The following is a 12,366-nucleotide window of genomic DNA, read 5'->3' on the forward strand; positions in this document are numbered from 1 at the left end:
TAACTGTGAAACGGTTAATGCGAAACACCCTCGCGTCTGCTCGCCTGGGTCGAGCTGGCAACCGCGGCCTAGGCTGCGGCGAGCAGGCGATGCACGACGGGCAGAGGTTCCTGTCGGGTCTAGAGTGTTCCACCGGGGGTGCCCAGCGATGGGCCGGCACGTGGAGGTACGGCCATCGAAAGCCAGTTCAACGGCGAGTCGTCCGGCGTGTCGCCGTCCGCGGACCAGCCCGCCGGCACAGCGAGCCCGAAGAGCCAGCCCGACCAACCAGGCGGGGCGTCGGGCCCAGCGGGTGCGCCCGCCGGCCAGACCGACCTCACCGGATACGGCGCGATCCGCTCGGTGCTGCGCATCCGGCCGTTCCGCCGGCTCTGGATCGTGCTCGGCGCGGCCTCCTTCGGCGACTGGTTCGGCCTGCTCGCCACGTCGGTCTTTGCCGCGGCCCAGGTGCAGGGAAGCACCGCCAAGGGGGTGGCCTTCGGCAGCGTGATCGCCGTCCGGCTGCTGCCGGCGCTGGTGCTCGGGCCGATCGCGGGCGTGCTCGCCGACCGGTTCGACCGGCGCTGGACGATGGTCATCTGTGATGTGCTGCGCTTCCTGCTGTTCGCCTCGATCCCGCTGGTCGCGCTGCTCGGGGCCAGCGGCGCGGCGGTGGTGGGGTGGGCCGCCATCGCCACCTTCCTGATCGAGACGGCCACCCTGCTGTGGATCCCGGCCAAGGAGGCCGCGGTCCCGAACCTCATCCCGCGGGCCCGGCTGGAGGCCGCCAACCAGCTGACCCTGATCACCACGTACGGCCTCACGCCGGTGCTCGCCGCGGTCGTCGCGGCGGTGCTCGACCGCAGCGTCCGGACGATCGTCGGCGGGGACATGCCGGCCTGGGCCGAGCCCGCACAGCTCGCCCTCTGGGTCAACGCGTTCTCCCGGCTGGCCACCGCGCTGGTGGTGCTGTACGGGATCAAGGAGATCAGCCAGGGTAGAGCCGCCGGGCAGCAGCGCACCGACCAGAGCATGGTCCGGCAGTTCGTCGAGGGCTGGCGGTTCATCGGGCACACCCCACTGGTGCGGGGCCTGGTGCTCGGCATTCTCGGCGCGTTCGCCGGCGGCGGCATCGTCATCGGCACCGCGCAGTTCTTCGCCACCTCGCTCAACGCCGGTGACGCCGCGTTCTTCCTGTTGTTCGGTGCGATCTTCGTCGGCCTGGCGGTCGGCATCGGGCTCGGCCCGACGATCGTGCGGGACATGTCCCGGCGCCGCTGGTTCGGCATGAGCATCGTGCTGGCCAGCGCCTCGGTGATGACCCTGGCCTTCGCCATCCACCTCTCCATGGCGATGGTCGGGGCGATCCTGGTCGGCGCCGGTGCCGGGATGGCCTTCCTGTCGGGCACCACCCTGCTCGGCGGCGAGGTCGCCGACGAGGTACGCGGCCGGGTCTTCGCCGTGGTGCAGATCGGCACCCGGCTGGTGCTGATCCTGGCCATCGCGCTGGGCAGCGTGCTGGCCGGTCTCGGCGGGTCACGAACCCTGGAGATCGCCGGTACGCAGATCTCGGTCTCCACCACCCGCCTGCTGCTGCTCGCCGCCGGCGTGGCCGGGATCTTCGCCGGGATCAGCGCGTTCCGCCAGATGGACGATAAGAAGGGCGTTCCGGTGCTGGCCGACCTCTGGGGGTCGGTCCGGGGCCGTCCGCTGATGCCGGCCGAACCGTTCGTCTCGGCCGGGCTCTTCGTGGTCTTCGAGGGTGGCGAGGGCGCGGGCAAGTCGACCCAGTTGGCCCAGTTGGCCGAGCGGCTGCGGGGCGATGGACGGGACGTGGTGGTGACCCGGGAGCCGGGGGCGACCGGCATCGGCGCCCGGATCCGGTCGCTGGTGCTCGACACCTCCGCCGACGAGGCGCCCTCAGCGCGCGCCGAGGCGCTGCTCTACGCCGCCGACCGGGCGCACCACGTGGCCACCGTGGTCCGGCCCGCCCTGGTCCGGGGGGCGGTGGTACTCAGTGACCGGTACGTCGACTCGTCCCTGGCGTATCAGGGCGCCGGCCGTACGCTGCCGGTCGAGGAGGTGTCCTGGCTCTCCTCCTGGGCCACCGGCGGGCTCAAGCCCGACCTGGTGGTGCTGCTGGACATCGACCCGCGCACCGGGCTGTCCCGGGTCGCCGCGCGCAGTCAGGCCGCCGATCGGCTGGAGGCCGAGTCGGTCGCCTTCCACGAGCGGGTCCGGTACGCCTTCCTCGACCTCGCCGCCGCCGACCCGAAGCGCTACCTGGTGCTCGACGCCGCCCGCCCGACCGACGAGATCGCCGAGCGGGTGGCCCGCCGGGTGACGGAGATGCTCGACGCGGCCGGCGGCGTGAACCACCCGGGTCCGGCCAACGGCCCGGACACCTCGGTGCAGTCCGAGTTATCCCCAACGGAGCTGGTGACGACGGAGCGGACCTGATGCCGGACGCCTTTGCCGACCTGGTCGGGCAGGACGAGGCGGTGGCCACGCTGCGCCGGGCCGCCGCAGCGGCCGCCGCCGTCCTGCACACCGCCGGCACCCGCCCGCCCGGGGACGATGGCGCGGCTTCCCCCGGGGAGGGCGGCGCGGCTCCGGCGGAGGCCGGGGACCCGGGCGCGGGAATGACCCATGCGTGGATCTTCACCGGGCCGCCGGGTTCGGGTCGGTCGGTCGCGGCACGCGCCTTCGCCGCCGCGCTGCAATGCGTGCACGGCACCGGCTGCGGCGAGTGTCCCGGCTGCCACACCACCCTCGCCGGCACCCATGCCGACGTGCGGCTGGTGGTTCCCGAAGGGCTCTCCATCGGCGTCAACGAGATGCGGGCGCTGGTGCTCCGCGCGGCCAGCACCCCGTCCGGCGGGCGCTGGCAGATCGTGATCATCGAAGATGCCGACCGGCTGACCGAGGCGGCCGGAAACGCGCTGCTCAAGGCGGTGGAGGAGCCGCCGCCGCGAACCGTCTTCCTGCTCTGCGCACCCTCCACCCACCCGGACGACATCTCGGTGACCATCCGGTCGCGGTGCCGGGTCGTACCGCTGCGGCAGCCGCCGCCCGACGCGGTGGCCGAGGTGCTGGTCCGCCGGGACGGGATCGCGCCCGACGTGGCCCGGTGGGCGGCGGCGGCCACCCAGGGCCATGTGGGGCGGGCCCGGCGGCTGGCCGGCGATCCGCAGTCCCGTGCCCGGCGGGAGGCGGTGCTCGCGGTGCCGCGCCGGCTGACCGGCGTGGGCGCCGCGTTCGACGCGGCCTCCGCGCTGATCGAGGCGGCCGTGGCGGAGGCCGCGGCGTCGGTCGCGGAGATCGACGCGGCCGAGCGGGCGGCGCTGGAGACCGCACTCGGCGCGGGCGGCACCGGCCGGGGTGCGGCGGGTGCGGCGCGGGGGGCCGCCGGGCAGCTCAAGGAGCTGGAGCGGCGGCAGAAGTCACGGGCGACCCGGGCCCAGCGGGACGCGCTGGACCGGGCCCTGGTCGACCTGGCCGCCTTCTACCGGGACGCGTTGACCACGGCGCTGGGCGCGTCGGTGGCGCCGGTACACACCGACGCCGTCGAGCTGACCGACGCCGGGGCCCGTCGCTGGCAGCCGGAGGGGGCGCTGCGGCGTCTGGAGGCGGTGCTCGCCTGTCGTACCGCGATCGAAGCCAACGTCAAGCCCCGGATCGCCGTCGAAGCCATGATGCTCGCCCTCTGGAAGGGCTGACCCGGCATTCCCGGACGAGGTCCGGCCAGGCGTCCTGCCGGCCGGACCGGTTCTCCACAGGCATCGACACACGCAATTCGGGTGCGGTACGGTCCGGTGTGCCGTGGTGACGGCGGCAGCACGCACAGTGACAATGGTCGGGGAGGAGTCCGCTGATGCCGCGGGGCGAGATCGACGAGGCATGGATCGAGGAGGCGGTCCGGCGTTACCGCCGGATCGAGTCCCTCCAGGCCGAGTTCGACCAGGCCGTCGCGACGGTCGAGGTCACCGTCCGGTCGCCGGACGGTCTGGTCGAGGTGGTGGTGACCGCCAGCGGCCGGATCACCGACGTGCGGTTCCTCGGCCCGCTGCACGCCCGGGCGCCGCGTGACGTGGCCGGCTCGGTGCGGGCCGCGGTCACCGCTGCGGCCGACGCCGCCCAATGGGCCCGGGAGAAGCTGCACAACGAGACCTTCACCGCCTACCGATCGCTGACGGGGGCCTGAGATGGACAGCCTTCGTGCTCTGGCCAGCCGCCTCGACGAGGCGAGCGCCACGCTGACCGCGCTCTCCCGCTCGGTCGCCGTCGGTGACCCGCCGCAGGTGGCGTTCGGCGCCGACGCCCCGGGCCGACCGGGCGAGATCGGGCGGGCGCTGCATCGCCAGTGGGTGGCCGCCACCGGCGACCGGGCCCGGGAGGCGCACGCCGCCGCCGCCCACCTGACGTCCGTGGCGGTGGCCCTGCGCCAGGCCGCCGACCAGTACGCCGACACCGACTCCGCCGTCTCCCGCCGGTTGGTCGGGGAGGCGTGATGGACCCGCTGGACCGGCTCGCCGAGCCCGGTCTCGACCTGTTGCGCCGGGTCGACACCCTGCTCGCCGCCGGTGCTCCCGAGGGTCACCGCGTCTGGCCGCTGCTGCGCCGGATGCAGGTGCTGCCCGGCGACGCGCTGCGCAGCTTCCTCGACCTGCGTCCCGCGCCGCTGGCCGGTGCCGGGCGCACCGTGCGTCGACAGGTCCATGGGTACGACCACGCCTGTGCCGCGCTGACCGACCCGGTGCTCTGGTCCGGGCCGGCCGCCGCGTCCTACGGGCAGTCCCGGGCGATGCTGCTGCGCCACCTCGACGAGGGGCCGGAGAGCCTGGTCGGGCGGTTGGAGGCGACCGCCAGTTACGCCGACGCGCTCGCCGACTGGGTGGAGGGGAGCCGGCTCGCGGTGGCTCGGGCCCTGGCCGACGTGATCGGCTCCGCGGAGGCGGTGGCCGTCGTGACGGCCACCTCGGTAACCGGTGAGGCGACCCACTCCGGGCCGTCGTCACCGGGCGGTGCCGCTGCCGCCGAGATCGCCGCCCGGGTGCTGGCGGTCCTCTGCGTCGCCTACGACGGCGCGGAGACACTGCTCCGGCAGTGGGCACCGAGCCTCGCCGAGTCTCCCTGGCGTCCGGCCGGCAACCGGTCCCGCCCGGACGGCGGCGCTCTGCCGGGCACCCGGGCGACCCGCATCGGCTGGTGACCGCCGGTTGCCCCCCGTCGTGCGCCGCCCGGGGTCACGGCAGCCGGTCGGCACGGCACACGGCACCGCCCGATGCCGGCGAAGCGTCGTAGGGTGAACGGCATGGGCATGCTCTGCGCGGTCAGCTTCCAGCGGTACGGGCGCCTCTACTACCTCGACCCGGGCGAGCTGCGCCCGCAGGTGGGCGACAAGGTGCTCGTCCCCACCGACGACGGTCCCGAGGTGGCGGAGTGCGTCTGGGCCGCGCAGTGGGTGACCGAGGAGACCGGCGGCTTCCCCCGGCTGGCCGGGCTGGCGCAGGAGGAGGACCTGCGCCGGGACGAGACGCTGCGACGGCGCAAGGCGGAGGCGAAGGTCGCGGCGAAACGGCTGATCCGGGAGCACGGCCTGCCGATGAAGGTGGTGGCGGTCGACCACGTGCTCGGCAGCGTCGAGGCCGGCGGCGAGCGCAGCACCATCTACTTCACCGCGCCGCACCGGGTGGACTTCCGCTCCCTGGTCCGCGATCTCGGGGCCACCCTGCACTGCCGGGTGGAGCTGCGCCAACTCTCGGCGCGGGACTCCGCGCGGGTGCAGGGTGGCATCGGCTCCTGCGGGCGTGACCTGTGCTGCGCCACCTTCCTGAACGACTTCGAACCGGTCACCATCCGGATGGCCAAGGACCAGGACCTTCCCCTCAACCCGCTGCGCATCTCCGGCGCCTGCGGCCGGCTGATGTGCTGCCTGAAGTACGAGCACCCGCTGTACCAGCGCTTCCAGGAGTCCGCCCCGGAGGTCGGTGCCCGCGTCTCCACCCCGAAGGGGGAGGGCCGAGTGGTCGGCCACAGCGTCCCCCGCGACGCCGTGACGGTCCGCCTGGATGCCGACGGCTCCCGCTGCTCCTGCTCCCGCGCCTCGGTCTGCGCCCCCCGCCAGGCCCACGACCAGCACTACACCCCCTGACCTCACCCACCCCTGTCCCGGCGTCGGCGTCAGGTGAGGGTGATGGGGGGTTCGGCCAGCCGGGGGCGGAGCGGGGTTCTGGGGGTCAGCCAGGAGGAGTCGGGGGACTGGTCGGGGTTCACCCGCCAGTTGCGGGCCACCCGGTCGATCGCGATCGGGTAGAGGGTGAGGGTGCCGTCGGGGTCGATGCGCAGGCGTACGAAGCCCTTCGCGTCCTCGATGCCCTGGCCGGCGAACAACTCGTTGACGTTCACCCCGAACACGCTGGCCACCAGCAGGTACGCGGCCACCAGCTGACCGGCCACCAGGCCGCTCACCGGCAGGTAGACGGCGACTGCGGCGACCGCCGGCAGGGGCCAGGGCCAGTCGTGGAAGGGCAGGGCCAGCCAGGCCCAGGTGCCGGCGGCGGCCAGCCCGACGTGAGCCAGGCCGTGCCCGACGCCGAGGATCCAGTGCCGCGCGTGGCGTTTGCCGGTGGAGCTGGGCGGCTTGGCGAACAGGGCCGCCGCGAGCACCGTCACCAGCACCATCATCACCAGCGGCACGCTGAACAGGCGCTGCTCGGACGCCTCGGCCCGGAAGTCGGTAACGCCGGTCATCGACAACATCAGCAGCGTGTGCAGGACGCCCAGCATCGAGGCGAAGCCCGGGTTGCGCAGGGGCAGCCGGCTGAAGATGCCCCAGCCGTACCGGCGGGAGCGGGCCGCGTCGGGGTAGCGGCCGGCCAACTCGTACGGCTGGGAGGGGCTGGACCGGCGGGCCAGGGTGTCCCGGGGCGGCACCTCGATCCGCTCGGGCAGCTGATGCGTCGGGTACAGGTAGGCGCCGCCGCTGCCGGAGGTCACCAGCTGCCGGCCGTCCGGCCCGGTGTACCGGGCGTAGTGGTGCAGGTCGCCGGAGATCAGCAGCCGGACCCGCGCCCCGGTCGGCGCGACGATGGTCCGGATGAAATAGTCGATCGAGTCGTACGCCGAGGGGTCGTCGACGGCCTTGACCCACGCCGGCGCCGGCACCGCCAGGATCACCCTGCTCTGCGGCCCCAGCTTCTCCGCCACCGTGTCGAAGTAGGTGAGCTGCGGATCGTCGACGTAGGAGCCGGACTGGTCGTCCAGGCCGAGCAGCCACCAGTCGGCGGGCAGCTCGGCGGCGAAGTACGAGCGGGACTGGCCGGTACGCCAGCCGCCGAAGTGCCGGTCCCGGGTGCGGACGAAGAGCCGGAGAAACGCGGTCAACCCGTCGTACCAGTCGTGGTTGCCGGGCACCGCGAAGATTGTCGGCTGCTCCGGCGGGGTGGTGACCGGCAGCGCCGCCTGGTAGGGCCCCTTGCAACGGTCCTCGTACGCCTCGTAGGCGGCCGACGGGTAGACCTGGTCGCCACCCATCACCAGGGTCTGCGCCCGGGGCAGCCGGTGCCCGTCCACCGCCAGCTCCCGCTGGGCGAGCAGGTACGCCACCGAGTACGTGGCGTTGAAACCGTCGCCCAGGTCGGCCACATAGTCCAGCCAGAGCCCGCCGTCGGGCCCGACCTGCCGGGCGACCTCCGCGTCCAGCGCCTTCTGCAACTCCCGCTTGTCCAGGTACGCCCCGAAGAGCAGCGCCAGCAGCGTACGCAGCCCGGTGCTGATCAGCAGAAACGGCGCGAGCCACGGCACCGGCCTGCGCGGTGTGAAGCCCAGCTCCAGCGGATCGGTGCTGCGCGGTCGCCGGGACGCCCGCCCGCCGTCGGCCTCTCCGCGAGCGGGGCGGTCGACCGGTTCGTCGCCAGGGATGTGATCGTCGGTCATTCGCCGCAGCGTAGTGCCCACGCTCCGACGTACCGAGCCCCAAAGGCCCGGTGCCCGGTTCGCCGACGCGGGCAATCCCACTCGGTCCGGTGCCGACGCGTGCCGTACACTTGGCCATCGTTGCCGCCTTAGCTCAGTCGGCAGAGCGACGCACTCGTAATGCGTAGGTCGACGGTTCGATTCCGTCAGGCGGCTCAGGGTGAGGCCCTGACCAGCGGGTTCGCTGGTCAGGGCCTCATTTCCATCGATGGGGTTTTGAATCGCCCCCCGAAAACCCCCCGGTAACGCCTGTGGGCGATCAGGTTCGGCATGCCTGCGTCGTGGGGTGTCGGTCGCTGTCTATGCCGGGCTACGCGTCCGGCAGGGAAATGATGCTGCGCAGGTCGGACCTGACCGCCCACATCGGCTACGGCCTCGGCCAGGACATCGCACACAACGACAGAGACGCCGTCACCCGGCTACGTAGGCTCGCACGCCGATACGATCGCCTCACTGTGGCCCACATCCCCGAACCGCAGCCGAACATCCTGATCTTCGACGACACGTGGGTGAACAGCGGCTTCGACTGGCTCTCCTTCCGCGACCAGCCCACACGCACGTACCGCCCCGAGGAAGGGACGCTGGTACGCGAGAAGACGCACGTCGACGAGCAGTACAACCGCTACGCTGAACTGATCGCCCGGGCCGGCACTCCCACCAGGCGCTAAGAAAAGCAGCGAGAGACGCAGATTATCGGGTCGACCGTCCAGCTTGGATCACCGATAATCCGAGGCATGGCAGAAGAGGGTAACGCAACCGAAGGTGAAAAGGACGCGGTCGCAGATCTCCTGAGGCGAATCAGATTGGCGCTCAAGGGATTTGGCGCGGCGCCGGCAGAGCCGGCGAGCCTCGTGTGGAAAACAGGAGGGGAGCACTTCAGGTTTCCTGTCGATCCCAAAGACCTCCCTGTGCCACTTCTGCCGCGTTTTGTTCTGGCGCTGGCCGGCGCCCAGAACATGGGGCCTGGCGATAAGGTTGCTTGGGAGTACATCTTCACCTTCGAGGGATCCGAATGCGCACTGAGCCTCCAGAAGTACGGGTTAAGGCTTTACGTCGGACGCCGACCAGGGTCCGCCGAGAAGGAGGCTTTGCAGGCGTCCCGGCGTATTGTGAGCCGACTGAAGAAGGCGCAACAGATCGTTGAGAAGAGTCTGCTCAGTCCCAGGATTGAACTCCTTATGGCGGCTGGCGAGTTCGCTATCACCAACCAGGCCCCACGCCTGCGCGGGATGTACAAATACTTCCGAGATCGGGCCTTTGAGGAATTCAGTACTCCACCTCAAGCCACGCCACTGGAGCCGGTCCCGGGGCGGCCAGGCATGATGCGCCAGTCGGTAAAGGGCCCCCTCTTCAGGCAGGTGACCGGCTTCTACAATACCTTCGCTATGGTCACCGCCTACACCAGTTGGCTGGAGCACGTCCTGGTGCTGCTTCTGCCTTTTATTGGCGGCCTTCCACCGGGAGCAGAGATCAAGAAATTCATCGGCGATCGCTGGAGTGCAAAGTTCCAGAAGGTGTTCGATATGAAAGACCGTGTTGCCAAGGGCCACTACGACACCATACACGCCATCGTGGAATACTATCGGAATCCGTACTCGCACGGCGGATTCGATAAAGCCGGCTCCACAATCTCGGTCTTCTTTCCTGGCCTCGGGGCGCTGCCGCTGACGATGAGCGACGTGCGCGACAGTCCGACGTTCGACTTCACTCCTGCCGGCGTGGACGGATTTACCTCGATCTGCTCTGAGCTCGATCGCGTGGATGGGTGGCTGGAATCCGGAGCCACCGAGATCGGCATGATCTGGATCAACGAAGGGCTGGACGTCAGGTTCGACAAAGAATTCGCGGACCTTCTGACCTCCCGATCGGCCGACGTCGAGGAATTCCAAGAGTGGGTCTTCCGCAGCTCACTGGAGCGAGACCGCATGGAAAATATGGAAGGCTTGTTCTAGGCCAGACCAGATCATTCATCGATCAACAACGGCACGTCAAAGACAATACCCGCTCGCAGGGCTGGTGGAGCGGAGATATTTGAGTGATGCCGTATTCGGTACAGGTGCCTGCCGCCCGGGCGTGCCCACGCCGCCAGATCTCGGCTCTTCGTCGGCGATGGGTCACCCGATCATCAGGCGCCGTCCACATCGGTGGTCTGCCCCGGTTGGGCAATCCGGTTGCAGGGCTCGTGATGATGTCCTCGTGGAGCATCAACCGCGGTTCGGTCCGGGCTTTGTCGAGGAACATCGTCGCCGCTTCGGCGCCCGGCCGCGTTCCGGGCGGCAGCTGACCTACGACATTGCTGTCGATGACGAGTACGCGCCGTGGCGCGCCTGGCTCGGCGAGCAGCTTGATCTGCTCGACGCGAAGGAGGCCGCAGGGTTCGAGCGGAAGGTGTGGCTCGACGAAAGTCACTGGCCGTGCATCTTCGAGCTCGCCACCGGTGCGGCGCTTCGAGCGGTCGGCTTCACCGTCGTGTACGAAGGTGAGCACGGCGCGCTTACGCCGGACTGGACCGTGCTCGATGCGGACGGGAAGCCGGCCATGTTCGTGGAGGTTCACACCGATCAGCCGGCGAGGCAGACCTTCGGCCAGATCCGCGGGTGGCACTTCCTCGACCAGCTGATCAGAAAGATCCCGGTGGGTGTCGTCCTTGCCTTGGCGGCTCGCGGCAACATGCCGCCTAGACCGCCCGAGGCGGGCATGGCCAAACGGATCGCGCGGGACCTGCGCGCCCGGCTACTCACCTCGCCGATCCCGCCCGCAGTGATCGATACCCATGGCTACCGGTTTACGGTGGTCGCCAATCGATTCGGTCCGCTCCGCTCGACCAATGGGCTATGCGCGCAGTTCGCCTCACCGAGCGGCATCGCGGGACCTGTCGACGCGCGCAGGCTCGCCGCCGCCGTCGACGCCAAGGTCAGCAAGTACGCCGACATCATCGACGTACGCGACGTACCGTTCGTCGTCGCGGTCGGCGCGCACCCGTTTACCGGGCTGGGGCTGACCAATGTCGACAGTCTGCTCGCCGGCGAGCAGACCATGGCGTTCCAGTTCAACCTTGGCGACACACATGTCGGCTCGTACCAGATCGACCTAGCGCATCCGCCCCGATGGACGATGCCCGCCCGATTGTCGGGGCTGTTGTGGATGTCGAACAGGTACCCCTTCGGCGTCGGTGGAGTCCGCCTCAACCCCGGATCGCGGCGGCCTGTTCCACAGATCCTCATCGAGCTACGTCGCGGTGAGGTCTTGGGCGAGGCGTAGGGCGTGGTGGTGCTCCAGCACCTCGCCGCCGATCAGGGGTTGGAGACGGTCTCAATTTAGGTTGTCGGGCCGCTCGGCCGGTCGGACCATTGGCTGGTGTATGCGCGTCAGCTCGACAAGATCCTTCACCTGCCTGAGCGGCAGCGGTTCGCCGTCATGGCCGAGGGCATGGAACAGTTGGCCTCAAGTGTCGCCGCGCTTGAAGCAGATGCGGGGGCGCTTGCGGATTCTCGTCGTCATCAAAGCGCTGCGGTCCTGCGGTGTTTCGCTGACGAGGAGGCTGCGAAGGTTCTCATCCTCTTGGACGTGGCACGCGCTGGCTGGAAGGACCGTAAGCGGGTCGAGGACCTGCTGCGTCGCCGGTTCTACCAGCACCTTGCGCGTGGTCTGTACGTGCGGGCCTATGATGGGAATCCGGCTGACCTCGCGGAGGTTCGCCGCTACGTTGATAGCTGGCGAACGGAGTTCTACCTCGACGGCCCGATGGACGTCGACTGGATCTTCAGTAACGAGGTCCTCGCCGGCCGTGAAGAGCGTCTCTACGTCGACTACGTCCGAGACGAGGACGGCAACGGCTACTGGACCGGGCCGGGAAGCCGCGCCGCGATGATCGACGAGCCGTTTAAGTATCCGCTGCCAGCGTCGGTCGCCATCCGGCTTGTCGCCGCGATGCACCGGATCGGACTGCTCTCCATCGACGGGCTTCGGACGACCCGTGCCGTCTGGCAAGGGGTCGCCGTTGACGACAGCATGCACTGGAGTACTTTGCACCCGCTCAACGTCGCTGTCATCGGCCGGCTGGCCGAGGAGGGCTTGGACCTCGACATCGAGGAAAACCTGGAGGCCGTGCGGTTCGTGTGCGATCGCTGGATCTTCCCGCTGTACACGCTGGACCTGGACATGGAGAAGGTGACGCTGGCCGAGCTTCAAGCCGCCCGTGAGCGGCGGTTGGCGTGGGAATCCGGTGTCACTGAAGATCTTGCCTATTACTACGGCCAGTAGGCGACAGGTTCGTGGTCGTTGCCCCGCTAGTGGCTTGTGACATCGGGTAGTGGATCGTGTCGGTGGCGCGGTCGGCGACGCCCTAGCCACGCGAGCGAGTTCCCGCTGCCGAGGTGCGGGCAATGATGTGATGTGCGGGGTGATGGG

11 protein-coding genes and 1 tRNA gene are annotated in these 12,366 nt (G+C 70.1%); 11 read left to right on the top strand and 1 reads right to left on the bottom strand.

The features are described from left to right. Positions 1–378 precede the first annotated feature (378 nt). The 6 genes from tmk to ACQPYA_RS02195 all read left to right on the top strand — a co-directional run bounded on the left by tmk (position 379) and on the right by ACQPYA_RS02195 (position 6,133). Complete coding sequence (gene tmk / locus ACQPYA_RS02170; RefSeq protein ID WP_433533358.1) at positions 379–2,439, top strand: dTMP kinase; 2,061 nt, start codon at positions 379–381, stop codon at positions 2,437–2,439. Further along, positions 2,439–3,698: a DNA polymerase III subunit delta' gene (locus tag ACQPYA_RS02175; RefSeq protein ID WP_433530958.1), complete on the top strand. Its 1,260-nt coding sequence runs from the start codon at positions 2,439–2,441 to the stop codon at positions 3,696–3,698. The genes tmk and ACQPYA_RS02175 overlap by 1 nt, the downstream gene beginning before the upstream one ends. 155 nt (positions 3,699–3,853) lie before the next feature. Continuing rightward, the gene (locus ACQPYA_RS02180; RefSeq protein WP_433530959.1) at positions 3,854–4,183 is read left to right on the top strand and encodes a YbaB/EbfC family nucleoid-associated protein; all 330 of its coding nucleotides are present in this window, start codon (positions 3,854–3,856) and stop codon (positions 4,181–4,183) included. A gap of 1 nt (position 4,184) precedes the next feature. Continuing rightward, the gene (locus ACQPYA_RS02185) at positions 4,185–4,490 is read left to right on the top strand and encodes a hypothetical protein (protein WP_433530960.1); all 306 of its coding nucleotides are present in this window, start codon (positions 4,185–4,187) and stop codon (positions 4,488–4,490) included. Then, the gene (locus ACQPYA_RS02190) at positions 4,490–5,191 is read left to right on the top strand and encodes a hypothetical protein (protein WP_433530961.1); all 702 of its coding nucleotides are present in this window, start codon (positions 4,490–4,492) and stop codon (positions 5,189–5,191) included. Before ACQPYA_RS02185 ends, ACQPYA_RS02190 begins: the two co-directional genes overlap by 1 nt. A 102-nt stretch (positions 5,192–5,293) precedes the next feature. Beyond that, positions 5,294–6,133, top strand: a complete 840-nt coding sequence (locus tag ACQPYA_RS02195; RefSeq protein WP_433530962.1) for a PSP1 domain-containing protein — start codon at positions 5,294–5,296, stop codon at positions 6,131–6,133. Between the two features lie 29 nt (positions 6,134–6,162). On the opposite strand, the gene ACQPYA_RS02200 is transcribed toward ACQPYA_RS02195, so the two are convergent. Then, positions 6,163–7,917, bottom strand: coding sequence for a metallophosphoesterase family protein (locus ACQPYA_RS02200; RefSeq protein WP_433530963.1), 1,755 nt, complete (start codon positions 7,915–7,917; stop codon positions 6,163–6,165). A 122-nt stretch (positions 7,918–8,039) separates the two neighbouring features. Here ACQPYA_RS02200 and ACQPYA_RS02205 point away from each other — a divergent pair. From ACQPYA_RS02205 to ACQPYA_RS02225, 5 genes are all read left to right on the top strand, one after another. Continuing rightward, positions 8,040–8,112, top strand: a tRNA-Thr gene (locus tag ACQPYA_RS02205). A gap of 146 nt (positions 8,113–8,258) precedes the next feature. After that, a complete protein-coding gene (locus ACQPYA_RS02210) occupies positions 8,259–8,624 on the top strand; it encodes a hypothetical protein (protein WP_433530964.1) in 366 nt (121 codons plus the stop codon). A gap of 66 nt (positions 8,625–8,690) precedes the next feature. After that, on the top strand, positions 8,691–9,908 hold the full coding sequence (locus ACQPYA_RS02215; protein ID WP_433530965.1) for a hypothetical protein: 1,218 nt from the start codon (positions 8,691–8,693) through the stop codon (positions 9,906–9,908). Between the two features lie 244 nt (positions 9,909–10,152). After that, positions 10,153–11,217 carry a hypothetical protein gene (locus ACQPYA_RS02220; RefSeq protein WP_433530966.1) on the top strand — a complete coding sequence of 355 codons (1,065 nt, stop codon included), beginning with the start codon at positions 10,153–10,155 and terminating at the stop codon, positions 11,215–11,217. A gap of 96 nt (positions 11,218–11,313) precedes the next feature. Continuing rightward, positions 11,314–12,219 (top strand): AbiV family abortive infection protein, encoded by a 906-nt coding sequence (locus tag ACQPYA_RS02225; protein WP_433530967.1) that lies wholly within the window; start codon positions 11,314–11,316, stop codon positions 12,217–12,219. Positions 12,220–12,366 lie beyond the last annotated feature (147 nt).

The organism is Micromonospora sp. CA-263727, from assembly GCF_050942455.1.
Classification (GTDB): Bacteria; Actinomycetota; Actinomycetes; order Mycobacteriales; family Micromonosporaceae; genus Micromonospora.